This is a genomic window from Kribbella sp. NPDC051770, from assembly GCF_040681455.1.
Taxonomy (GTDB): domain Bacteria; phylum Actinomycetota; class Actinomycetes; order Propionibacteriales; family Kribbellaceae; genus Kribbella.
This window is the reverse complement of the sequence record NZ_JBFAYT010000016.1, coordinates 111846-135570: the sequence shown is the minus strand read 5'-3', so window position 1 is coordinate 135570 and position 23725 is coordinate 111846. Positions and strand designations below refer to the sequence as shown.

Sequence of the window (23725 nt, the reverse complement as noted above, 5' to 3'; positions counted from 1 at the left end):
CTCAGGGGTTCGTACGACGTTCGGACAGCAGGATGCCGGACGGGTGTTTCGGGACGGAGCGGCGGGGTGGGCAGGCGAACCCGTCGGGTGGTGAGGGAAGGCGACCAGCCGACGCCGAGCAGCGCGGTCGGGGATCGGCTGGGCGGGCGCATGAGGCCGCCGAGGCGGACGATCAGGTCGGGCGCATCAGGCGGTCCAGGAAGGCGATCAGCAGCGCCTCGCGCAGCGGCGGCGGAGCTACGTCGAGGAGGGCGTTGACGGGCGCCATCCGGGTGGGCAGCGTCCCGGACGACGCGGTGTCGCCGAGGCCGGCGATGGAGAGGAGGCCGTCGAAGGCTGCGTCGTCGAGGGTCGAAGGGTCGAGCGCGACCGCGGCCGCGGCGAGGTCGGGGGAGACCTGGACGGGGCCGGACTTCTGGGCTGCCTGAGTCGCTGTCGTGAGGGCGGTGACGAGGTCGTCGAGGCGGGGTGCGGTTGCTGCGCTGACTGTCAGGTGGAGCGACGGTGGCTGGGCGCCGAAGCTCAGCTGCGGCTGGACGAACCAGCCGAGTGCGGCCATCTCGTCGGCGATGGTGAAGACGTCGGCGCGGGCGTCGGAGCGGAGGGCGACCAGCGTGGTCGCTGGAGGGGCGAGGACGGTGAGGCCGTCGAGCTCGGCTGCTCGCGCGGCGAGTGAGAGCGTGGCGTCGTGGGCGGCGCGGGCCAGCCGGGTGTAGCCCTCGTCGCCGATGTGGTTGATGACGGCCCAGGCGGCGGCGAGTGGAGCGCCGGATTTCGTGGACTGCATGGTCGAGTTGAGCATCGTGTAGCCGGGCCAGGCGGCGCTGGCGAAGTACTGCGGGCGGCGCAGCGCCGGATCGCGGTGCAGCAGGATGGAGGCGCCCTTGGGGGTGTACGCGTACTTGTGGAGGTCGACCGAGATGCTCGTGACCCCCGGTACGGCGAAGTCGAAGGCCGGTACGGCGAGACCGTCAAGGCGCAGGTAGGGCAGGATCCAGCCGCCGATGCAGGCGTCGACGTGGCAGCGGGCGCCGCGCGAGGCTGCTGCGGCGGCGATCTCGGGGATCGGATCGATGACGCCGTGGGCGTACGAAGGAGCGCTGGCGACGACGAGGACGGTCTTGTCGTCGATGGCTGCGGCGACGTCGGCTGGGCGCGGGGTGAAGGTCAGTGGGTCGACGTCGACCACGATCGCGCGGACGCCGAAGTAGTGCGCGGCCTTGTGGAACGCGGCATGCGCGGTCGACGGGATGACCATGTTCGGAGACGAGACAGCGACGGCATCACGGGCGGCCTGTACAGCAAGCAGCACCGATTCCGTGCCGCCCGAGGTGACCGTGCCCACCGCCGACGGCCCGTTCAGCAACCGCCGCGCCCACCCGACGAGCTCGTTCTCCAGCGTCCGCAAGCTCGGAAACACCGTCGGATCCAACCCGTTCGTCGCCCCGTACTGCGCGAGCGCCGCGCGGCCGATCTCGTCGGCCTCGGCCAACCCCGAGTCGTACACGTACGCCAGCGTGCTCCCGCCGTGCGTCGGCAGGTCGCCCTCCTGCAGTGCGCGCAGCCGGGTGAGGACGTCGGTCATCGGGCCTCCAGGACTTCGTCGGCGGTCAGTCGGTAGCGGGTCAACGAGAAGAAGCTCAGGCCGATCAGCACAGCGGGGACCAGCGACAGCCCGATCACGATCGCAGTCACGGCAGATCCCGGCTGCACAGCGCTCTGGTCGGTCGACGACACATAGCCGCCCAGAGCGAGCACGACGGCGTACAGACCAGGACCGAGAGCCAACCCGAGCGTCTCCCCGGCCGTCCACACCCCGGTGAACACACCGGCCCGCCGTACGCCGCTGCGCGCGGAATCGACCGCCGCGACATCCGGCAGCATCGCCAGCGGGAACACCTGCGCGCCCGTGAAGCCGATCCCGACGATGCCCGTGGCGACGTACACGCACCATGTCGGCACGTGCTGGGCCGTCGCCAAGGCCAGCGACCCGATGCCGAGCACAGCCGAGGCCGCCAGGAAGCCGGTGCGCTTGCCGAACCGATTCCCGAAAGCCAGCCACAGCGGGCTCACCAGCAGCGCCGGGCCGACCACGCACACGAAGCCGATCGTCGCCGCACCCGGATCGCCCAGCACGTACCGCGCGAGGTAGTCGATGCCCGCGAGCATCGAGCCGATCGCGAGCGCCTGGAGCATCAGCGTGATCAGCAGCCAGCGGAAGTCGCGGACCGAGGCCACGAGCCGCAGCTGGTCGCGCAGCGTTCCGGTCGTCTCCTGCGGGCGGCCGATCGGCGCGCGCCGCGTCCCGACGTACGCCCCGGTCGTCCCCAGAGCCAGCAAGACCGCGACGGCCAGACCCATCACCCGGTACCCGTCGCGACCGCCGATCGCGTCGCGGATCGCGGGCGATGCGCCGCCGCTGATCAGGATCGCCAGCGTCAGGAACGCGACCCGCCACGACATCATCCGGGTGCGCTCGGCGTAGGAGTCGGTGATCTCGGCCGGCATCGCGATGTAGGGCACCTGGAAGAACGCGTACGCCGTCGCGCAGGCGACGAACGCGAACAGCACCCAGGTCGCGTTCAGCGCCTTCGAGCCGAGGTCGGGCGCGGCGAACAGCACCGCGAAGCAGACCGCCAGCGCGAGCCCGCCGCGGAGCAGGAACGGGCGGCGCGGACCGAGCGGCGACTGGTGGTGGTCGCTGATCCGGCCGGCCACCGGGTTGAGCAGGACGTCGAGCGCCTTCGGGAGCAGGACAATCGCGCCGGCCGCTCCGGCGGCGATGCCCAGGGTGTCGGTCAGGTAGGGGAGCAGCAACAGGCCCGGGACCGTGCCGAACGAACCGGTCGCGACCGAGCCCAGGGCGTAGCCGATCCGCACTCGGCGTTGCTCGTGGTTCGGCATGACGGAAGCATGTCAAACAACAGCGATCGCGTGTCGAGCTTCGTCCACAGGGGGCGGACTTGAGCCGATCTCATAGAGTCACGGCATGGCGTCGCAGGGAGGACCACCGCAGGACCAGCCGCAGCAGCCGGGCTACGGCCAGCCGCCCTTGCCCGGAGGCCAGCAGCTGCCCGGCGAGCCCGGCTTCTGGTCACCCCAGCAGCCCCCGCCGTGGACCGGCCCGCAACAGCCCTACCCGCCGCAGCCCTACCCCCAGCAACAACCCCCGTACGGCCAACCGCCCTACGGTCAACCGCCGTACGGTCAGCACCCGTACGGTCAGGTCCCGTACAACATGCGCCCGCCCGAGCCCCGCCAGATCCCCGCCCCACCCGGCACCCCGTTCCACCAGCTCGCCCGCAACGCACCGCACAAGTGGTGGCGACCGCTCCTCGGCACCCTCGCTCTGGCCGCTTTCGCGTTCTTCGCGACGATCGCCGTCTTCCTGGTCTGGAGCATCGTCCACGGCGCGATCACCGGCGACTTCCCCGACGGTGAAGGCGACCAGCTCTTCCCGACCGACCTCGAGAACCTCGCCAGCACCTTAGTGATGCTCGCGATCCTCACCCCGGCCGTCGTTTTCACCGCCTGGGCGATCCAGCGCCGCCCACCGTGGAGCGTCGCCTCGGTGCTGAACAAGATCCGCTGGAAGTGGCTCCTGCTCGCCTGTCTGCCGGCCCTCGGCTACCTCGCGGTCTCGGTCGCCCTGACCGCGCTGGTGGACCAGCTCTTCCCGAACGCCGACCCAGCCGCGGCTGACGACGGCAGCTGGATCGGCTTCGCCGCGTTCATCGGCCCGGCGCTGCTGATCCTGTGCCTGGTCCCGTTCCAGTCCGCCGCCGAGGAGTTCGTGTTCCGCGGCTGGCTGGTCCAGGCGATCGGCGCGTACGGTCCGCGCGGCGAGTCCGGCAACCTGTTCACCAGACTCTTCCGTACGCCGTGGCCGGCGCTCGTGATCAGCAGCGCGCTGTTCGTCTCCGCGCACGGCTACACCGGCTGGGCGCTGATCGACATCTTCCTGTTCGCGATGACGGTCGGCTGGCTGACCGTGCGCACCGGTGGCATCGAGGCCGCGATCGCGTTGCACGCGCTGAACAACCTGCTCGCGTTCCTGTTGCCTGCGGCAACGGGTGACCTGGGCAGCTGGGCCGACCAGGGCGGTGCGCCGTGGACGCTGCTGCTGTCCGACATCCCGGCGCTGGCGTTCTTCGCGGTCACCGTCAGCTGGCTGGCCAAGCGCCGCAAGGTGGAGACCGTCAGCCGGTAAACCAGCGGAGATTGTCGGTGCGATCTGGCAACCTGTGCGCCGTGACGAACAGCGCAGAACCGATCGAGGCCGTCCTCTTCGACTGGGGCGGCACCCTGGCCACCTGGCACGACATCGACCTGTACGCCGTCTGGCGCTCGGTCGCCGACCTGATCGACGAGGCGCGCGCCGACGAGCTGGCGGCCAAGCTGCTCGCGGCCGAGAACGCGGCCTGGCTGCGGTCCCGCGACGAGCAGGTCAGTACGACGCTGGAGGCGGTCTGCCTGGCCGCCGAGGTGGTGATGACGCCGGCCGCGCTCGCGGAGTACGAGCGCCAGTGGCACCCGCACACCGAGCTCGACCCGGACGCGATCGACATGCTGAAGCAGCTCCGCGACCGCGGCTACCGGATCGGCGTCCTGTCGAACACGATCTGGTCGCGGCAGCGGCACGAGGACATCTTCGCGCGCGACGCGGTGCTTGAGCTGCTCGACGGCGCCGTCTACACCAGCGAGGTGCCGTGGACGAAGCCGCACCCCGAGACGTTCCTGGCCGCGATGCGGGCGGCCGGCGCCACCGACCCGGCGCGCTGCGTGTTCGTCGGCGACCGGCTGTTCGACGACGTCTGGGGCGCCCAGAACGTCGGGATGCGCGCGGTGCACATCCCACACAGCAACATCCCGTCGAACCAGGTCGGCCACACCGAGGGCACACCGGACGCGACCATCCAGCGCCTGTCCGAGCTCCCCGGCGTACTGGACGGCTGGAGATAGACAGAACCCCCGGGCCTGGAGAGGCCCGGGGGTCCTGAGTGGGGTTTTGGTTGGCTACGGCTGCCAGGTGGCTCAGACCTAGGCGGCCAGCGTCGGGTCGGCCATCAGGCGCAGGCGCCCCAGTGCCTCGCGCTCGATCTGCCGGACCCGCTCGGCGGAGATGCCGTGCACCGCGCCGATGTCGGCCAGCTTGGCCTGGCGGCCGTCGTGCAGCCCGTAGCGGCGACGGATCACGTCGGCCGACCGCGGGTCGAGCTGGTCGACCAGGCTGAACAGTCCGGACCGGTCGGAGGCGTCGGCGACCAGCTGGTCCGGGCCCGGCGCGGTCTCGGCCGCGATCAGGTCGCCCAGCGAGGTCTCGCCCTCGTCGTCGATCGGGTTGTCCAGGCTGATGTGGTCCCGGCCGATCCGGATCAGCTCCGTGACCCGCTCCGGGTCCAGGTCCAGCTCGGCGGCGATCTCGTCGACCTCCGGCTCGCGCCCGAGCTTGCGCTCCAGCGTGCGCCGCGCGGACCCGATCTGGTTCAGCTGCTCCACCACGTGCACCGGCAGCCGGACCACGCGGGCCTGCTGCGCGATACCGCGGGTGATCGCCTGCCGCACCCACCAGGTCGCGTACGTCGAGAACTTGAAGCCCTTGCGGTAGTCGAACTTCTCCACCGCGCGGATCAGCCCCGTGTTGCCCTCCTGGACCAGGTCCAGCAGCGGCATCTGCGAACGTCCGTACCGGCGCGCGATCGAGACCACGAGCCGCAGGTTGGCGGTGACGAACCGCTGCTGGGCCTTCTGCCCCTCAGCCGCCAGCCACTCCAGCTCCTCCTGCGTCGCGTACTTGGGCGCGCCGCCCTTCTTGCGTCCAACCCGCCCCTCGGCCAGCAGCTGCTCCGCCAGGAGTCCTGCCTCGACCGTCTCAGCGAGCTCGACCTCTTCCTCCGCCGTCAGCAGCGGAGTGCGCGCGATCTCCTCCAGGTAGAGACCGACGCTGTCCTTGCCGTCGATACCTTCGTCCGTGGACCGGACACGAGCCATGCGAGCCACCGAAACTCCCTTCGTCGTTACATGGAGAGCAACGCTCGAGTGAGGTTCAAGATTCCACGACGAGTGTGTAAACAGCCTGAACGTTCCCTGAGAGTTCCCAGCAGCTCCACGTTCAGGAAGCATTGTGTGTCCCACCACACATCGCCTTTCGTTGCCACCCAGCGCAACGCACCCGGTACCCGCCGGATTCCCGAAATAACAGGACAACCGGGGGCCGGGTGCGCGCGTCTACCAGGGTTGGGCTCAGGCGAGACCGAGGGTGTCCAGCTCCCAGGCCAGCGTGAAGGCGACTTCTCGCCACGCGTCGTACCGGCCGCTGCGGCCGCCGTGACCGGCTTCCATCTCCGTTTTCAGCAGTACGTCGACGTCACCGGCGGCGGTCGCGCGCAGTTTCGCGACCCATTTCGCCGGTTCGACGAAGAACACCCGGGTGTCGTTCAGGCTGGTGATCGCCAGAATGCGCGGGTACTGCTGCGCACTGACGTTCTCGTACGGCGAGTAGGACTTCATGTAGGCGTACACCTCGGGGTCCTCGAGCGGATTTCCCCACTCCTCCCACTCGATCACCGTCAGCGGCAGCGACGGGTCGAGAATGGTGGTCAGCGCGTCCACGAACGGCACCTCGGCGACGATCCCGCCGAACGCCTGCGGCGCCAGGTTCGCGACCGCACCCATCAGCAGCCCGCCGGCGCTGCCGCCCTGCGCGACGATCCGCTCGGGCCGGCTCCAGCCGTCCTTGGCCAGGTGCTCGGCGACGGCGATGAAGTCGGTGAACGTGTTCCGCTTGGTCAGCGTCTTGCCGTTGTCGTACCAGCGCCGGCCGAGCTCGCCGCCGCCGCGGACGTGCGCGATCGCGAACACGACGCCGCGGTCGAGCAGCGACAGCCGCGGGATCGAGAACCACGGGTCCATCGAGGACTCGTACGAGCCGTAGCCGTACAGCACGACCGGTGCGTTGCCGTCCTTGGCGACGTCCTTGCGGGCGACGATCGAGATCGGCACCTGCGTCCCGTCGGCGGCCGTCGCCCACTCCCGGTACTGCGTGTAGGCGCTCAGGTCGACCCCGCCGAGCACGGGCTGCTGCTTGAGCAGCCGCCGCTCGCCGGTCGCCACGTCCACGTCGTACGTCGAACCGGGCGTGACCAGTGAGGTGTAGCCGAACCGGTAGCGGGTGTCGTCCCACTCGTCGTTGCGGCCCGGGCTGACGGTGTAGATCGGCTCGTCGAAGGTCAGCACGTCAGGAGCGGCGAAGGTCTCGCCCTCGCGGCGCATCACCGCCAGCTCGGTCAGCGCGTCGCGCCGCCGGTACAGCACGACGTGCCGCGCGAACGCGTCGACGCCGAGCAGCCGGCTCGACTCGTCGCCCTCGATCAGCGTCGTCCACTCACCGGGCGCGTCCAGCGGAGCGCTGGCCAGCGAGAAGTTCTCCGCGTCGGCGTTGTGCGTGATCAGCAGCTGGTCGCCGGCGTGCTCGACGTCGTACTCGACGCCCTCGACGCGCGGCCGGACGACGACCGGCGTTCCGGCCGGGTCCTGCGCGTCGAGCAGCCAGACCTCGCTGGTCAGCTTGCTGCCGAGGGCGATCTGGATGGCCTGCTCGTTGCGGGTCAGGTCGACGCCGATCCAGTACCGCTCGTCGGCCTCCTCCATCACCAGGACGTCGTCGCCGGAGGCGCCGAGCGCGTGCCGCCAGACCTGGAACGGGCGCCACGCGTCGTCGACCTTGGTGTAGAAGATCGTCGAGCCGTCGGCCGACCAGGCCGAGCCGTAGTGCACCTCGGGCAGCTCGTCGGGGAGCAGCTCGCCGGTGCGCAGGTCCTTGATCCGCAGCGTGAACCGCTCATCGCCCTTGAGGTCGACCGAGTAGGCGAGCAGGTTGCCGTCGGGGGAGACGTCGACGGTGCCGAGCGAGAAGAACTCCGAGTCGCCGGCCAGCACGTTGCCGTCGAGCATGACCTGCTCGCCGGGGATCTCGCCGTCGGTGGCCGGCGGCTGGTCGCCGTCGGCGAGCACGCGGCAGCTGATCGCGTACTGCTTCCCCTCGACGGTGCGGGTGTAGTACCAGTAGCCGCCGTGCCGCGCGGGCACGCTCAGGTCGGTCTGCAGGGTGCGCGCGGAGATCTCGCCGAAGATTGCCTCACGCAACGGTTCCAGGTGCGCCGTGCGGGCCTCGGTGTAGGCGTTCTCGGCGCGCAGGTGGTCCAGCACCTCGTCGTTCGACTTGTCCCGCAACCACTCGTAGTCGTCGACGAAGACGTCGCCGTGATGGGTGCGTTCGATCGGCTTCTTGGCGGCGACAGGGGGTGTCAACTCAGGCATGTGGGGAGACTACCCGGCACCTCCGTCAGAGGCTGTACGTCGCCACAACGGGGGCGTGGTCGCTCCAGCGCTCGGCGTACGTCGGGGCGCGGTGGATCTCGCAGCCGGTGGCCGCGCCGGCCAGCTCCGGTGATGCGATCTGGTAGTCGATCCGCCAGCCGGCGTCGTTGTCGAACGCCTTGCCGCGCCACGACCACCACGAGTACGGACCGGGTCCGTCGCCGCCGAACCGGCGGCCCAGGTCGACCCAGCCGGCCGCGAACAAACGATCCATCCAGGCCCGCTCCTCGGGCAGGAAGCCGCTCTTCTTGCGGTTCGCCTTCCAGGCCTTCAGGTCCTCCTCGCGGTGCGCGATGTTCAGGTCGCCGCACATCAGCACGTGCCGGCCGTCGGCCCGCAGCTCGGTCAGCCGCGCGGTGATCGCGTCCAGGAACGCGTACTTCTCCTCCTGCCGCGGCGGCGTCTCGAACTCGCCGGTGAACACGTAGGTGCTGACCGCGGTCAGCGTCGAACCGTCGTCCAGGACGACGTCGGCCTCGACCCACCGGCCGGACCCGGCGAACCGCTCCGGGCCTATGTCGGTCCGCTCCACCTTGATCGGCCGCCGGCTCGCGATCGCGACACCCGCGCGGCCCTTGCTGCCGTCGATCGTCGGCTCGGCGTGGGCCAGGTGCCAGTCGCCGCCGAGATGGTCGCGCAGGACCTCGTCGGTCGCGCGGACCTCCTGCATCAGCAGCAGGTCCGGATCGGTCTGCTCCAGCCACGGAGCCATGCCCCGCCGGTACGCCGCCCGAACCCCGTTCACATTCACCGTGGCAACCTTCAGCACCGGGCAACCCTAGGGCATCACCTCACAGCGTCGTGAGTACGGCGGCCAGCGACCGCTCGCAGAGGTCCTCGAGCTCGTCTCCGGTGACCGTCGGGTTGTCGATCCAGGTGAGCAGGATCTGCTCGACGTACCCCTGCCAGCCGAGGCAGACCAGCTCGACCCGCGGTGTCGTCTCGACACCCTGCTGCGCGAGGGCGTCGATCACCCAGCGGCTGAACACCTGGCGGATCTCCGAGTGGAGAGCGCGAACTTCGGGATCGCCGGCCGCGGACATCAGCAGCGTCGCGCGGTAGAGCTGCGGCGCCTGCAGGACCGCGCGGACGAACGCCCGGATCCCGGTGCTGAGCTGCTCGTCGGGCGGCAGGGAGAGATCGGGCGCCGTCCGGAGCATCAGCTCGGAGGCCGCCTCCTCGATCACCGCGAACTGGAACTTCTTCTTCGAGCCGAAGTAGTGGAACAGCAGCGCGGGGGAGACCTGGGCCTCGGCCGCGACCTTCTCGACGCTCAACTCGCGGTGCGGGTCGGCCTCGAGGACCCGGCGAGCGGCATCGAGGATCTGCGCCCGGCGCGCATCCGGCCGCAGCCGGGCCCCGTCGCGCGGCCGCGTCCCGGGGCCGGCCGGGTCCGGAGAGGCATGGGTCATACGGACAGTCTATTGAGTATCGGCTCAACAAGCACTTACTGTTGAGTATCGACTCAACAGACGGAGGTCCCGATGGCCGGCAAGGTCGTACTCATCACAGGCGCGTCCCGGGGGATCGGTGCGGCGGTGGCCCGCCGGCTGGCGAGCGAAGGCGACAAACTGGCGCTGGTCGGGCTCGAACCCGACGAGCTGAAGCAGGTCGCCGAGGACTGTGGCCCGGACGCCGGCTGGTGGGAGGCCGACGTCACCGACCTGGAGTCGCTGCGCGGCGCGGTCGAGGGCGTCGTCGCGCGCTACGGCCGGATCGACGTCGTGGTCGCCAACGCCGGCATCGCGGCGCCCGGCTTCACCCGCAGCATGGACCCGGCCGTCTGGGAGCGCGTCCTCGACGTCGACCTGTACGGCGTCTGGCGGACCGTGCACCTGACCCTGCCGCACCTGATCGAGTCCAAGGGCTACCTGCTGCTCGTCTCGTCGCTCGCGGCGGTCGTCCACATCCCCGGGCTCGCGTCGTACAACACGGCCAAGGCCGGGGTGGAGGCGATGGGCAACACGCTGCGCGCCGAGCTGCGGCACCTCGGCGTACGGGTCGGCGTCGCGCACATGACGTTCGTCGACACCGACATGGTCCGCGGCGTCGACGACCACCCGGTGTTCGGCAAGGTCCGGACCGGGATCCCGTTCGCCAGCCGGGTCTACCCGCTGGAGCTGGCCGTCGAGAAGTTCACCGCCGGCATCCGGAAGCGCTCGCGGGTCGTGCACGTGCCGGGCTGGATCGGCCCGATGAAGATCTTCCGCGCGCTGATCCCGCACATCGTCGAGCTGGGCAGCCGCGTCTCGGTTGCGAAGGCCGACCGCGCCGCGCTGGCCGACATCGAGGCGCGCGGCGCCGACATCTCGTCGCGCGCGTCCGGCGCCGGGGGCCTGGCCGACACCGCGAAGGCGAAGACGGCCGCCGAGGCCCGTGCCGCCGAGGCCAAGGCCGAGCACGGATGAGCGACCGCCCGTACGACGTCGTCCTGTTCGGGGCGACTGGGTTCACCGGCGCGCTCACCGCGCAGTACCTCGTGAAGCACGCGCCGCCGGGCCTGAAGCTCGCGCTCGCCGGGCGGAACAAGGCCAAGCTGGAGCGCCTCCGCTCCGACCTGGACGCACCGCAGCTCGACCTCCTGATCGCCGACGTCGAGGACGCCGGCTCGCTGCGCGCCGTCGCCGAGGCGACCCGCATCGTCGTCACCACGGTCGGTCCGTACATCCGGTACGGCGAACCGCTGGTCGCCGCCTGCGCGGCGGCCGGTACCGATTACCTCGACCTGACCGGCGAGCCCGAGTTCGTCGACAAGATGTACGTCGCCCACCACGCGCAGGCCGTCGCGACCGACGCCCGGCTGATCCACTGCTGCGGCTTCGACTCGATCCCGTACGACCTCGGGGTGCAGTTCACCGTGGAGCAGCTCCCGCACCGCGTACCGATCAAGGTCGACGGGATGATCCGCGCCGGCGGCAAGCCCTCGGGCGGGACCTGGGAGACCGCGATCACCGCGTTCTCGCGCGGCAAGCAGAACCTGGACGCGCACCGCGCGCGGCGCCGGCTGGAGGAACGCCCGGCCGGCCGCTCGGTGAAGCTGGCCGCGGGCCGGATCCACCGGCTGCAGGGGTTCTGGGCGGTGCCGCTGCCGACCGTCGACCCGCAGATCGTCCGCCGGTCCGCGCTGCTGCTCGACTCCTACGGCCCGGACTTCACGTACTCCCACTACGCGGCCGTGAGGCGGCTCCCGATGGTTGCCGGAGGCATCGTCGGGGTCGGGTTGCTGGTCGCGGCCGCGCAGGTCCCGCCGGCCCGGCGGGCGCTGCTCGACCGGATCAAGGCCGGCGACGGGCCGTCGCCGGAGCGGCGCGCGAGGTCGTGGTTCAAGGCGCGCTTCGTCGGCTCGGGCGGTGGCAAGCGCGTCGTCACCGAGGTGTCCGGCGGCGACCCGGGTTACGACGAGACGGCGAAGATGCTCGGCGAGTGCGCCCTCAGCCTGGCCCTCGACGACCTGCCGAAGACCGCGGGCCAGGTCACCACGGCGTCGGCGATGGGCCCGGCACTGCGTGACCGACTGGTTGCCGCGGGCATCGGGTTCCGCGTGGTCTCGACCGAGGAGTACTGAGCGTGCGCCGGGTGAGATCGGCCGACGGAACGCAGATCGCGCTCTACGAGTACGGCGAGCACACCGCCCCGGTGCTCGTGTGCGTGCACGGCTACCCGGACAACGCGCGCCTCTGGGAGCCGGTCGCGGAGCGGCTGGCCGAGCACTTCCACGTCGTCACGTACGACGTGCGCGGCGCCGGGCAGTCCGACCACCCGCGCGGGCGGTCGGCGTACGAGCTGGATCGGCTGGAGCAGGACTTCACCGCGGTGATCGACGCGGTCGCGGGAGACCGGCCGGTGCAGCTGCTCGCGCACGACTGGGGATCGATCCAGTCCTGGCACTTCGTGACCAGTGAGCGGCTGCGCGGGCGGATCGAGTCGTTCGTGTCGATCTCGGGGCCGTCGCTGGACCACGCGGGCTACTTCTTCCGGCGCCGGCGGCCGCTGCGGGAGAAGCTCCGGCAGCTCGTGCACTCCTGGTACGTCTTCTACTTCCAGCTGCCGTGGCTGCCTGAGCTCGGCTGGCGCAAGGGGTGGGGGCAGCGTGCCACCGCCAGGTTGGAACTGAGCGCGGGAGGACGGCTGGCGCCGCAGGGGGAGCGCAGCCTCGCGGACTACGTGAACGGGCTGCAGCTCTACCGGGCGAACGTGATCCCACGGCTGCTGCGGCCCCGCGTACGGCGTACCGACGTCCCGGTGCTCGCGGTGTCGCCCGAGGGTGACGCGTTCGTGACGACGCCGCTGCAGACCGACGTCGCGCGCTGGGCCCCGAACCTGAGCGTCCAGGTGGTCAGGGGTGGGCACTGGATGCCCCGGAACGATCCCGGACTCGTCGCCCGGCTGACCCTCGAACACACCCGGAGGGTGGCAGGCTGGCAGGTATGAGAACGCTCCTGAACCTGATCTGGCTCGTGCTGGCCGGTTTCTGGCTGGCCGTCGGCTACGCGGTCGCGGGTCTGATCTGCTGCATCCTGATCATCACCATCCCGTTCGGCATCGCCTCGTTCCGGATCGCCGGGTTCGCGCTCTGGCCGTTCGGCCGCACGATCGTCGACCGGCGCGGCGCGGGCGCCGGGTCGGTGCTCGGCAACATCATCTGGGTGCTGCTGGCCGGCTGGTGGTTGGCGCTCGGCCACCTGGTCACCGGGATCGCGCTGTGCATCAGCATCATCGGGATCCCGCTCGGCCTGGCGAACTTCAAGCTGATCCCGATCTCGCTGCTGCCGCTCGGCAAGGACATCGTGTCCACCGACCAGGCGTTCGGCGCGCGATGAGGACGCTCACCGTCCTGGGATCGTGCGGCGCCTGGCCCGAGGCCGGGCGCGCCTGCGCCGGCTTCCTGCTCGAGTACGACGGGTTCAAGGTCGTGCTCGATCTCGGCTACGCGGCGCTGCCGCGCCTGCTGGAGCACTGCGCCGACGGCGCGGTCGACGCCGTCGTCGTCACGCACCGGCACCCCGACCACTGCGTCGACGTCAGCGCGCTCGGCCGCGTCCGCCGCTTCCAGGCGCCGGACGCCGAGCCGGTCCCGCTGTACTGCCCGCCGGGCGTGGTCGACGTACTGCGCGCGCTGGAACCGAATCCCGACCCGGAAGACGTCTTCGCCGTCCACGACCTGGTGTCGACTCGCGAGATCGGGCCGTTCCAGCTGGAGACCGTCGAGTTGCCGCACTTCGTCCCCAACCACGGCGTGCGGCTCAGTGCGCCCGATCTCACGGTCGCCTACACCGGAGACAGCGGGCCGTCGGATGATCTGGCGAAGCTCGCGGAGGGCGCTGACCTGTACATCTCCGACGCGACGTTCCAGTCGGCGTCGACCGCATCGCCGTTCCTGATGAAGGCGGCCGAAGCCGGGATCGGCGCTGCCGGGGCGAAGCGGCTGCTGCTGCTGACGCACTTCTGGCCCGGCTCGGATCGCGCTCTCTCCGTTTCTCAGGCGCAGGAGACGTTCGCAGGTGAAGTGATCGCGGCCGAGGAGGGCTTGGTCATCGACCTGAGCTAGAGGATGGGCCTGGTCTAGCCGGTGAGCCTCGCGTGCCGGAACGCCGAGCGATGCAGCAACACCGCCTGCAGGACCATCCCCGCCACACCGATCCACAACGTCTCCCGATGCCCGAGGTGCTCGGCGAGCACGCCGCCGAGCACCAGCCCGACCGTCAGCGACGCCCGGTTCACCGACCGAAGCGTGGCATGCATCCGCCCGAGCAGCCCGGTCGGCGTGATCGACTGCCGGTAGCCCATCTCGATCGGGCTGTCGATACCGATCGACAGCCCGAACGCGAACTGGCTGACGCACAGCAGCACGACACCGAGCGCGTCGTCCCCGGCCAACGGGATCAGCAGATACCCCGCCGGCGTCATCCACCGGCACAGGATGATCGCCGGCCCGACACCGAGCCGCCGCCCGAACCATCCCGACGCCGTCGCGCCGATCACCGACCCGGCGCCACCGATCGCCAGCGTCACGCCGACCGCGCCGACGCTCAGCCCGAGCGTCTTGTACGCGAAGACCGTGTACGCCGTACTGATGATGCCCTGGAACACGAACCAGACGTGCCCGGTCACCGCCAGCGGCCCGGTGGTCCGGTCGCGGTAGACCCAGGCCAGACCGTCGCGGATCTCCCGGCGCAGGTCGCGCCGAACATCCTTGCCGGGGGCAACTTCCGGGGCGAGCGGCCGGACGGTGAGCAGCAGGAAGCCGGAGATCAGGTAGGAGAGCGCGTCCAGCAGGATCGCCAGCGGCGCGCTGATCAGCTGGACCAGGAACCCGGCGAGGGCCGGCCCGCCGGTCGAGGCGACGGCGTTGGTCTGCTCGAGGCGCGCCCACGCCGGCGTGAGCAGCGCGGTCGGGACGAGGACGGGCGGGAACGACTGGTGCGCGGCGTCGTACCCGAGGGAGAGCGCGCCGAAGACGAGCACGATCGCGATCAGCAGCGGCAGCGAGAGCAGGTCCAGGGCGGCGAATAGCGGGATCAGCGCGAGAACGAAGCCGCGGGCGAGATCGGCGGTGACCAGGATCGGTTTGCGGCGGTGGCGGTCGACGAAGACGCCGGCCAGCAGTCCGAGCAGGAGGTAGGGCAGCCAGCGGGCGGCGTTGAGCAGACCAACCTCGCTGTCGGAGGCGCCGAGGGTGAAGATCGCGATCGCCGGCAGCGCGACGGTCGTGATCGACGTACCGGCCATCGAGATGGCGTCGGCGGCCCAGAACCGGAGGAACGCCGGGTAGCTGAGCAGCGGCCACCGGCGGTTCATGGCGGGACCCTACCCAGCAGGCCGTCCCCGGGACCTGGGGCACGGGCCAGTCGCGCTCACGCCGAGTCTGGCGACTGGCCCGCGCTCTTGGTCGCGGGGACGGTGGGGCGGCGGCTCAGGAAGACTTGTCCTTCTTCTTGGCGGCCTCGACCAGCTTGCGGACGTTCTCGATCGAACCCGCGCCGGACTCGATCAGCCGGGCCCGCTCGGCCGCGAACTTCTCGCCGAGGTCGTCGCGGACCTCCTGCGAGACGTCGGTCCGGGCCGGGTTCAGCACGTCGCGCTCCTCCTCGTCGAGGTGGTGCGACAGGGCCTCGGACAGCTCGTGGGTCTTCTCGCTGAACTCCTCCGACGCGGTGTCGCCGACCTCCATCAGCTCGAGCAGCGCCTCGTTGCCCTCGTCGTGCTCGTGCTCGGAGTGCTCGACCTCCTCGGCGTCGATCGCGTCCTTCTTCCGCAGCTGGGGATAGACCTTCGACTCCTCGGCCTCGGCGTGCGCGATCAGCACGGTCGCGAGATCGGCGAGCACCGCGGCCCGGTCGCTCTCGACGTCCCGCAGCTCGCGCAGCGCCTCCTCGAACCAGCGGTGATCGGCCAGGATCACCTCGACCACGTCGCCGCCGGTGTGCTGCAGAATCTTCGGCATCGAACCCTCCAGATCAGCGCCCGGTCACCACACCGGGATCGTCCAGCCGGTACCCGCCGGGCGCCGCCGCATGCATACGACTCCAGCGCCCGCGAACCATCGGATCGTTGCCGCCGTCCCGGATACGCTCCGCGTATGGCCACCACCCGCGCGCTCGTCCGCCGCCCCAGCCCGCGTCTCGCCGACGGTCTGCTGACCCACCTCGACCGGGTTCCGGTGGACGCCGATCTCGCCGTACGGCAGTGGCAGCGGTACGTCGACGCCCTCACCGGCGCCGGTTGGGAGACCGTCGAGGTCCCGCCCGCCGACGACTGCCCCGACGGCGTCTTCGTCGAGGACACCATGGTCGTGTACGGCGACCTCGCGGTGATCGCCCGCGCCGGCGCGACCGAGCGCCGCCCCGAGGCCCAGGCCGCGGCCGAGACCGTGGAGGCCCAGGGCTACCGCCTCGCCCACATCGATGCCCCCGGCACCTTCGACGGCGGCGACATCCTCAAGGTCGGCAGCACCGTGTACGTCGGCCAGGGCGGCCGCACGAATCGCTCCGGCTACGACCAGCTCCGCGCCCACCTCGAACCCCTCGGCGCCCAGGTCGTCGCCGTACCGGTCCGCAAGGTCCTGCACCTCAAGTCCGCCGTCACCGCCCTGCCCGACGGCACCGTCATCGGCTACGAACCCCTCGTCGACGACCCCGCCGCCTTCCCCACCTTCCGCGCGGTCCCCGAGGAGCCCGGCGCCCACGTCGTACTCCTCGACGACGACCATCTCCTGATGGCCGCCTCCGCGCCGCGCACCGCCGAGCTCTTCACCGACCTCGGCTACACCCCGGTCCCCGTCGACATCACCGAGTTCGAGAAACTCGAAGGCTGCGTCACCTGCCTGTCAGTCCGCCTCCGCGGCTGATTCCTCCGGTACGACGCGCTGCAGCTTGGTCAGCTCCGGGTCGTCGATCGCGAACGTGCGGATCGGGCCGCGGGTGTCGGGCGTCTCGAAGCGGACGGTGACGCGGCCGCGGCCGGCGCCCCAGACCCAGCCTTCGCCGTACGCCGGGTGGGTGACGTCCTGGCCGGGCTGGTAGCCCGGATCGCGTTCACGGGGGCGAACGGGGACATCGGGGACGTCGACCGCGGCGGCAGCGGCCTCGTCGGCCTCGGACTCGGTGAACAGGTCGTCCTGGATCCAGTCGGCCAGCGAGGAGACGCCGACGCCGAGCAGGCGGATGCCGCCGGAGATGTCGCTGTCCTCGAGCAGGCGGCGGGCGACGCGGGCGACCACGCGCGGGTCGTCGGTCGGGCCGGCCAGGGTGGAGGAGCGGGTGTGGGTGGTGAAGTCGTGCATCCGCGTCTTCACCGTGACGGTGCGGCCGGACAGCTGGGCCTTTCGGAGGCGCTCGGCGACCCGGTGCGCCATCCGTTCGCTGATCGCGGTCAGCAGCGAGCGGTCGATGATGTCGGTCTCGAAGGTGTCCTCGACGCTGACCGACTTCGTCTCGCGGTCGCTGACTACTGGCCGGTCGTCGGCGGCGACGGCGAGCCGGTGCAGGCTCGTGCCGTGCGCGGAGCCGACCTGACGGATCAGCTCCTCCTCGTCGAGCAGCTGCAGGTCGGCGACCGTCCGGACGCCGGCCATGCTGAGCCGCTGCGCGGTCGCCGGCCCGACGCCAGGGATCACCGTCACCTGCATCGGCGCCAGGAACTCCGCCTCCGTCCCCGGTGGCACGACGACGACACCGTCGGGCTTGTCGAGGTCGCTGGCGATCTTCGCGATCAGCTTCGACGTCCCGGCGCCAACCGACGCGGTCAGGCCGCCGCTGGCCTTCTTGATCGCGTCCTTGAGATCGTTCGCGATCGCCTCGACGTCCTCGACGGTCAGGTCGCGCAGCCCGGTCGCGGCCAGGTCGATGAACGCCTCGTCCAGCGACAGCGGCTCGACCAGCGGCGACAGCGCCCGCATCTGCTCCATCACCGCGTGGCTGGTCGCCCGGTACACCTCGAACCGCGGCCACAGGTACGCCGCGTGCGGGCAGCGCGAGCGCGCCTCGGCCGTCGACATCGCCGAGCGGACGCCGTACTTGCGAGCCTCGTACGACGCCGTCGAGACGACGCCGCGCAGGCCGATCCCGCCCACGACGACAGGTTTGCCGCGCAGGGAGGGCTTGTCCCGCTGCTCGACCGCCGCGAAGAACGCGTCCAGGTCGACATGCAGGATCGAGGGATCAGCACGCACCCGACCAGTCTCCCCGCCACCACCGACAATCGCCCGACCCGGGTGACAGGATCACCACATGAGCTTCCCCGCCCGCTGGGACGACGGCACCACCGCGACCGGCCCCGACCACCAGGTCCACCGGTACGACGAGCGCACGGTGATCATCCGCCAGGCGCTGCGCACGAACTTCGAAGGACCGTTCCTCTATCTCCTGCTCGGCACGGAACGCGCTCTCCTGCTGGACACCGGAACCGGCCACGCCGACCTCCGCCCGGTCGTCGACGAACTGATCGGCGAACGCGAACTGGTCGTCGCGCACACCCACGCGCACGGCGACCACGTCGGTGGCGACGACCAGTTCGACCAGGTGGTCGGGCACAGTGCCGAGGAGGTCGCCGCGTTCTTCGGGATCGCCGACTGGCCGCACGGCATCGGACGGATCGACCTCGGAGAGCGCGTTCTCGACGTGATCCCGATCCCCGGGCACCAGGGCGCGGACATCGCGCTCTACGACCGCGAGACCCGGCTGCTACTGACCGGCGACTCGCTCTACCCGGGTCGCCTGTACGTGCCCGACTGGACGGCGTACCGGGCGAGCATCCGCCGCCTGGCCGGGTTCGTTGCCGCGGGCAATCCGGTCGAGCACGTGCTCGGCGCGCACATCGAGATGCCGGACCGGCCGGGGGAGGACTACCCGATGGGCGCGGTGGCGCACCCCGACGAGCACCCGCTGCAGCTCGCGCCGGAGACGCTGACCGAACTGGACGAGGCGCTGACCAAGGCCGGGCCGGAGCCACGCCGCCTGGTCCACGACCACTTCATCGTGTACCCCCGCTGAGTCCACGACGCGATCCAGGTCACATCAAGGGCCCGGTTCAGGCAGACTGTCGCCAGGTACTGGGAAGTACGCCGTACCCACGGCAGTACCGGGACAGGGGAGGCCAGATGGGCGAGGAAGTCGACCGGGTCGAGTTCACCCGGGCGGACCGGACAGCGTTCCGCAACCAGGTCCACCGCAACCTGGACGCCTTCGCGCGGATGCTGCGGGAGGCGCGGTTCGACGCCGAGCGGCCGATGACCGGGATCGAGATCGAGCTGAACCTGGTCGACGACAAGTGCGACCCGGCGTTCAAGAACACCGAGGTGCTGAGCGCGATCGAGGACGACGCGTTCCAGACCGAGCTCGGCCAGTTCAACGTGGAGATCAACGTGCCGCCCGGCCAGATCGACGGCGACGGGCTGGACACGATGGAGGCCTCGATCCGGGCCAGCCTGAACGCGGCCGAGGAGAAGGCGCAGCGGACCGGCTCGTCGATGGTGGTGGTCGGGATCCTGCCGACGCTGCTGACCGAGCACATCCGCCGCGACGCGCTCAGCACCAACCCGCGGTACGCGTTGTTGAACGACCAGATCTTCCAGGCCCGCGGCGAGGACGTGCAGATCTCGATCGACGGCGTCGAACGGCTGGCGGTCACCGCCGACAGCATCGTCCCCGAAGCCGCCTGTACGTCGACGCAGTTCCACCTGCAGGTGACGCCGGAGGCGTTCCCGAAGTACTGGAACGCCGCGCAGGCGATCTCCGGTGTGCAGCTCGCGGTCGGGGCGAACTCGCCGTTCCTGTTCGGCAAGGAACTGATGCGCGAGACCCGGATCGCGCTGTTCGAGCAGGCCGCCGACACCCGCACCCACGAGCTGAAGACGCAGGGCGTTCGGCCGCGGGTTTGGTTCGGTGAACGATGGATCACCTCGATCTTCGACCTGTTCGAGGAGAACTCGCGCTACTACCCGGCGCTGCTCCCGGTCACCTCCGACGAGGACCCGATCGCCGTGCTGGACCGCGGCGACGCGCCCGCTCTTTCGGAGCTCCGGCTGCACAACGGGACGATCTACCGCTGGAACCGCCCGGTGTACGACGTTGTCCGGGACAAGCCGCACCTGCGCGTCGAGAACCGGGTGCTGCCGGCCGGCCCGACGGTCGTCGACACGATGGCCAACGGCGCCTTCTACTTCGGCCTGGTCCGGGCGCTGGCCGACGACGAGCGGCCGATCTGGTCGCAGATGTCGTTCAGCGCCGCCGAGGAGAACTTCCACGAGGCGGCCCGGCAGGGGATCGACGCCGAGGTGTTCTGGCCGGGCGTCGGTACGGCGCGGGCGACCGAGCTGGTGCTGCGGCGGCTGTTGCCGTTGGCATCGCAGGGGCTGGACGCCTGGGGCGTCGCGCCCGACGTACGGGACCGGTTGCTGGGGATCATCGAGCAGCGGTGCCTCACCCATCGCAACGGTGCCTCCTGGCAGGCCGACGAGTTCCACCGCCTGTACACCAAGGGCTCGCACGATCGTCGTGACGCTCTGCGAGGAATGTTGCGCCGCTACCGCGACCACATGCACGAGAACCTGCCGGTGCACGAGTGGCCGGTGGACTGAGCCGGTTTTTCCACGACGTGAAGAAAACCCGCCGGGCCGCCGACAACGTAGGACAGCGGTCCGGCCGCTTGCCAAAGGCAACGGCATGGGACTGGCGCGGTGGCCCCGGACCCTGCGAGGGTGTCCGCCACGGCCCGACATCGGGGGAGGGTTAGAAGCCGCTACCGCGGGTATGCAGGTTCCAACCGAACTGCCTGCCCGCCAGCGACACGGTCTCGTTGCGGACACAACTGCCTAACGGTCACGGTCGCGACACAGATGGTGCTTTTCCACAGATGCCGGTAGCGGTTCAGGGCAGTATCGTTCGGAACGGGTCGACAGACACCCGGAGGTGAGGCAAGTCGATGACGACCATCGTCGTGGGTTATGTGCCGAAGGCCGAAGGGCGCGCAGCCCTTCGGAGGGCGGCGGAGGAGGCGAAGCTTCGCGACGCCAAGCTGGTGGTGGTGAACTCCCACCGTGGCGGACGCAGCTTCGACAGCGACGAGGCGGAGGCCAGTGAGGCCGCGCTGACCGAGGTGCGCGAGCAGCTGGACTCGACCGGGGTGCCGTACGAGGTGCGGCAGCTGGTGCGTGGACTCGACCCGGCGGAGGACCTGGTGGCCGTCGCCGAGCAGGTGCACGCGGAGTTCATCGTGATCGGTCTGCGCCGGCGGTCGCCGGTCGGCAAGCTCATCCTCGGCAGCAACGCCCAGCGGGTGCTGCTCGACGCTCCGTGTCCGGTGCTAGCCGTCAAGGCTGAGGAAGGGGAGGACTGAGGTGACTTCGACACGCAGCAAGAAACTGTGCCTGGCGCAGCAGCCCGACGCCGACGAGATGCTGAGCAGGGACCCTTTCGCGCTGATGGTCGGGATGCTGCTCGACCAGCAGATCCCGATGGAACGGGCCTTCGCCGGCCCGGTCCTGATCGCCAAGCGGATGGAGGGCTCGTTCGACCCGTGCACGGTCGCCGCCTACGACCCGGACGGTTTCGTCGAGGTGGTGACCGGACCGCCCGCGGTGCACCGGTTCCCGACCGCGATGGCGGCCCGGATCCAGACGCTGGCCAAGCACCTGGACGAGGAGTACGGCGGGAACGCCTCCGGGGTGTGGGCCGACGTGAAGTCCGGTGACGACTTGCTGGCCCGGCTGTCGGCGCTGCCCGGCTTCGGTGCGCAGAAGGCGAAGATCTTCGTCGCGCTGCTCGGCAAGCAGCTCAAGGTCCGCCCGCGCGGCTGGCGCGAGGCCTCCGAGCCGTACGGCGAGGACGGCGCGTACAAGTCGGTCGCCGACGTCATCGATGTCGCGTCTCTGGTGAAGGTGCGGCAGTTCAAGGCGGCCCAGCAGGTGGCCCAGCAACGGGTCGTCGCGCGGCCGTTGCGGCAGACCAGGAACAGCTGAACGCGAGCTGTTGAAGGCTCAAGAGCAGGACCGGTGCCGGCCCGCGGGGGCGTGCGGGCACCGGGTGTGCCACGCCGGGACGGGGGTCGCGCGTGGGTTCGGGTTGCTCCGCGGATTACAATGTAGTGTTGCTGCCGCCTGACGGGCACCCCGGTGATTAAATGCTGACCAGCGAACACGATCGCAGACGAGCACAGAAGCCGGCGAGCAGCGCACAACTCGTTGCACCACCCGAGCAGTACCAGCACCACCAGCATCGCCGTACAGAAAACCCTGCGTCAGACGAGAGGTAATTCGTGTCGTCCAGCTCGTCCGAGAGTCTTCCCGCCGAGTCAGCCCGGGCCGTGGCCGCCACCGCCCGCAGCACGGCTCCGAGGACCAGCGCCAGAGTGCCTGACCCTGCCGCCAAGAAGGCCACCGTGAAGAAGGCCGCCCCCGCGGCCAAGAAGGCTGCTGCATCCAAGGAGGACGGTATCCCCGCGAAGAAGGCCGCCGCGAAGAAGGCGCCGGCGAAGAAGGCCGTGTCCGAGGCGGGTCTGTCGATCGACCCGAAGACCGGGAAGCCGCGCGCCCTGGACGACGTCGACGAGGCGGACTTCCAGCCCGACGCCGTCAAGCCGCTGGAGAAGGAGCTCACCGAGGACCAGGGCTTCATCGTCTCCGAGGCCGACGAGACCGACGAGCCCGAGCAGCAGGTGATGGTGGCCGGCGCGACCGCCGACCCGGTCAAGGACTACCTGAAGCAGATCGGCAAGGTCCCGCTGCTGAACGCCGAGCAGGAGGTCGAGCTCGCCAAGCGGATCGAGGCCGGCCTGTTCGCCGAGGAGCAGATCGGCGACGAGGCGACCAAGCTCAAGGACAAGGTCAAGGACGAGTACGAGTGGATCTCTGAGGACGGCCGGCGGGCCAAGAACCACCTCCTCGAGGCCAACCTGCGACTCGTCGTCTCGCTGGCCAAGCGCTACACCGGCCGCGGGATGCTGTTCCTGGACCTGATCCAGGAGGGCAACCTCGGTCTGATCCGTGCGGTCGAGAAGTTCGACTACACCAAGGGCTACAAGTTCTCGACGTACGCGACCTGGTGGATCCGGCAGGCGATCACCCGCGCGATGGCCGACCAGGCCCGGACCATCCGGATCCCGGTGCACATGGTCGAGGTCATCAACAAGCTGGCCCGCGTCCAGCGCCAGATGCTCCAGGACCTCGGTCGCGAACCCACTCCGGAAGAGCTCGCCAAGGAGCTCGACATGACCCCGGAGAAGGTCATCGAGGTGCAGAAGTACGGCCGGGAGCCGATCTCGCTGCACACCCCGCTCGGTGAGGACGGCGACTCCGAGTTCGGCGACCTGATCGAGGACTCCGAGGCGATCGTGCCGGCCGAGGCGGTCTCGTTCACGCTGCTCCAGGAGCAGCTGCACGCCGTCCTCGACACGCTGTCCGAGCGCGAGGCCGGGGTGGTCTCGATGCGCTTCGGTCTCACCGACGGCCAGCCGAAGACGCTGGACGAGATCGGCAAGGTCTACGGCGTGACCCGCGAGCGGATCCGCCAGATCGAGTCCAAGACGATGTCGAAGCTGCGGCACCCGTCGCGGTCCCAGGTCCTGCGCGACTACCTCGACTGATGCACCAGGTGATCGCCGACGCGCTGTCGTCGGTGATCCCTGCGCTCGACGCGCCAACTCTGGCCGCCGCCGTGTTCACGGCGGCGGCCTTGCTGTTCACGCTGATGCTGGCCGCCGGGTCCGCGTCCCGGCGTACGCCGGTGGTGACGCCGCTGGTCGCGCTGACCCTGCGCGAGCAGTCGGCGCGGACGTCGTACGTCCCGCTGCGTGATCCTGACACGGCCGGCCGGCCGCGTCCCAGAGCTCCCGGGCTGTAGTCGCACTTCCT

The 23725-nt window shown here is 70.4% G+C and carries 22 protein-coding genes and 1 pseudogene; 14 read left to right on the top strand and 9 right to left on the bottom strand.

Going from position 1 to position 23725, the window contains the following annotated elements; translation table 11 throughout:
• Positions 1-172 precede the first annotated feature (172 nt).
• Positions 173-1585 carry an aminotransferase class V-fold PLP-dependent enzyme gene (locus AB0M01_RS35855; protein WP_363676958.1) on the bottom strand — a complete coding sequence of 471 codons (1413 nt, stop codon included), beginning with the start codon at positions 1583-1585 and terminating at the stop codon, positions 173-175.
• Positions 1582-2904: an MFS transporter gene (locus AB0M01_RS35850; RefSeq protein ID WP_363676957.1), complete on the bottom strand. Its 1323-nt coding sequence runs from the start codon at positions 2902-2904 to the stop codon at positions 1582-1584. The genes AB0M01_RS35855 and AB0M01_RS35850 overlap by 4 nt, the downstream gene beginning before the upstream one ends.
• Before the next feature lie 85 nt (positions 2905-2989).
• Between AB0M01_RS35850 and AB0M01_RS35845 the strand changes: the two genes are divergently transcribed.
• Entirely contained in the window at positions 2990-4210 is a 1221-nt protein-coding gene (locus AB0M01_RS35845) for a CPBP family intramembrane glutamic endopeptidase (RefSeq protein WP_363676956.1), read from the top strand.
• A gap of 41 nt (positions 4211-4251) precedes the next feature.
• Positions 4252-4962 carry an HAD family hydrolase gene (locus tag AB0M01_RS35840; protein WP_363676955.1) on the top strand — a complete coding sequence of 237 codons (711 nt, stop codon included), beginning with the start codon at positions 4252-4254 and terminating at the stop codon, positions 4960-4962.
• A 78-nt stretch (positions 4963-5040) separates the two neighbouring features.
• Here AB0M01_RS35840 and AB0M01_RS35835 read toward each other — a convergent pair whose 3' ends face one another.
• The 4 genes from AB0M01_RS35835 to AB0M01_RS35820 form a co-directional block, all read right to left on the bottom strand.
• Positions 5041-6000, bottom strand: coding sequence for a sigma-70 family RNA polymerase sigma factor (locus tag AB0M01_RS35835; protein WP_363676954.1), 960 nt, complete (start codon positions 5998-6000; stop codon positions 5041-5043).
• 243 nt (positions 6001-6243) lie between these two features.
• Complete coding sequence (locus tag AB0M01_RS35830; protein WP_363676953.1) at positions 6244-8319, bottom strand: S9 family peptidase; 2076 nt, start codon at positions 8317-8319, stop codon at positions 6244-6246.
• A 25-nt stretch (positions 8320-8344) separates the two neighbouring features.
• The gene (xth, locus tag AB0M01_RS35825) at positions 8345-9148 is read right to left on the bottom strand and encodes an exodeoxyribonuclease III (RefSeq protein WP_363676952.1); all 804 of its coding nucleotides are present in this window, start codon (positions 9146-9148) and stop codon (positions 8345-8347) included.
• Between the two features lie 22 nt (positions 9149-9170).
• Positions 9171-9791 carry a TetR/AcrR family transcriptional regulator gene (locus AB0M01_RS35820; RefSeq protein ID WP_363676951.1) on the bottom strand — a complete coding sequence of 207 codons (621 nt, stop codon included), beginning with the start codon at positions 9789-9791 and terminating at the stop codon, positions 9171-9173.
• Positions 9792-9860: 69 nt separating this feature from the next.
• On the opposite strand from AB0M01_RS35820, the pseudogene AB0M01_RS35815 reads away from it, so the two are divergent.
• From AB0M01_RS35815 to AB0M01_RS35795, 5 genes and pseudogenes are all read left to right on the top strand, one after another.
• Positions 9861-10787 (top strand): annotated as a pseudogene (locus AB0M01_RS35815) (SDR family oxidoreductase); the annotation flags it as partial.
• Complete coding sequence (locus AB0M01_RS35810) at positions 10784-11944, top strand: saccharopine dehydrogenase NADP-binding domain-containing protein (RefSeq protein ID WP_363676950.1); 1161 nt, start codon at positions 10784-10786, stop codon at positions 11942-11944. The pseudogene AB0M01_RS35815 and the gene AB0M01_RS35810, both read left to right, overlap by 4 nt.
• 2 nt (positions 11945-11946) lie before the next feature.
• Complete coding sequence (locus tag AB0M01_RS35805; protein ID WP_363676949.1) at positions 11947-12810, top strand: alpha/beta fold hydrolase; 864 nt, start codon at positions 11947-11949, stop codon at positions 12808-12810.
• On the top strand, positions 12807-13199 hold the full coding sequence (locus AB0M01_RS35800; protein ID WP_363676948.1) for a YccF domain-containing protein: 393 nt from the start codon (positions 12807-12809) through the stop codon (positions 13197-13199). The genes AB0M01_RS35805 and AB0M01_RS35800 overlap by 4 nt, the downstream gene beginning before the upstream one ends.
• The gene (locus tag AB0M01_RS35795; protein WP_363676947.1) at positions 13196-13927 is read left to right on the top strand and encodes an MBL fold metallo-hydrolase; all 732 of its coding nucleotides are present in this window, start codon (positions 13196-13198) and stop codon (positions 13925-13927) included. Before AB0M01_RS35800 ends, AB0M01_RS35795 begins: the two co-directional genes overlap by 4 nt.
• A gap of 14 nt (positions 13928-13941) precedes the next feature.
• Here the strand turns inward: AB0M01_RS35795 and AB0M01_RS35790 are convergent, their stop codons facing one another.
• Together AB0M01_RS35790 and AB0M01_RS35785 are read right to left on the bottom strand one after the other, a co-directional pair.
• Entirely contained in the window at positions 13942-15177 is a 1236-nt protein-coding gene (locus AB0M01_RS35790; protein ID WP_363676946.1) for an MFS transporter, read from the bottom strand.
• 115 nt (positions 15178-15292) lie between these two features.
• A complete protein-coding gene (locus AB0M01_RS35785) occupies positions 15293-15823 on the bottom strand; it encodes a hemerythrin domain-containing protein (protein WP_363676945.1) in 531 nt (176 codons plus the stop codon).
• 135 nt (positions 15824-15958) lie between these two features.
• Here AB0M01_RS35785 and ddaH point away from each other — a divergent pair, with 135 nt between their 5' ends.
• A complete protein-coding gene (ddaH, locus tag AB0M01_RS35780) occupies positions 15959-16726 on the top strand; it encodes a dimethylargininase (protein WP_363676944.1) in 768 nt (255 codons plus the stop codon).
• Here the strand turns inward: ddaH and AB0M01_RS35775 are convergent.
• Entirely contained in the window at positions 16706-18049 is a 1344-nt protein-coding gene (locus tag AB0M01_RS35775; protein WP_363676943.1) for a DNA polymerase IV, read from the bottom strand. The genes ddaH and AB0M01_RS35775 overlap by 21 nt on opposite strands.
• Positions 18050-18107: 58 nt before the next feature.
• Here AB0M01_RS35775 and AB0M01_RS35770 point away from each other — a divergent pair, with 58 nt between their 5' ends.
• The 6 genes from AB0M01_RS35770 (at position 18108) to AB0M01_RS35745 (ending at position 23714) form a co-directional block, all read left to right on the top strand.
• Positions 18108-18869 carry an MBL fold metallo-hydrolase gene (locus AB0M01_RS35770; RefSeq protein ID WP_363676942.1) on the top strand — a complete coding sequence of 254 codons (762 nt, stop codon included), beginning with the start codon at positions 18108-18110 and terminating at the stop codon, positions 18867-18869.
• A 107-nt stretch (positions 18870-18976) separates the two neighbouring features.
• Complete coding sequence (locus AB0M01_RS35765) at positions 18977-20455, top strand: glutamate--cysteine ligase (protein ID WP_363676941.1); 1479 nt, start codon at positions 18977-18979, stop codon at positions 20453-20455.
• A gap of 344 nt (positions 20456-20799) precedes the next feature.
• Positions 20800-21213 carry a universal stress protein gene (locus tag AB0M01_RS35760; RefSeq protein ID WP_363676940.1) on the top strand — a complete coding sequence of 138 codons (414 nt, stop codon included), beginning with the start codon at positions 20800-20802 and terminating at the stop codon, positions 21211-21213.
• Between the two features lies 1 nt (position 21214).
• Positions 21215-21835 (top strand): HhH-GPD-type base excision DNA repair protein, encoded by a 621-nt coding sequence (locus tag AB0M01_RS35755; RefSeq protein ID WP_184794993.1) that lies wholly within the window; start codon positions 21215-21217, stop codon positions 21833-21835.
• Positions 21836-22131: 296 nt separating this feature from the next.
• Complete coding sequence (locus tag AB0M01_RS35750; protein ID WP_363676939.1) at positions 22132-23457, top strand: RNA polymerase sigma factor; 1326 nt, start codon at positions 22132-22134, stop codon at positions 23455-23457.
• The gene (locus AB0M01_RS35745; protein WP_363676938.1) at positions 23457-23714 is read left to right on the top strand and encodes a DUF6412 domain-containing protein; all 258 of its coding nucleotides are present in this window, start codon (positions 23457-23459) and stop codon (positions 23712-23714) included. Before AB0M01_RS35750 ends, AB0M01_RS35745 begins: the two co-directional genes overlap by 1 nt.
• Positions 23715-23725 lie beyond the last annotated feature (11 nt).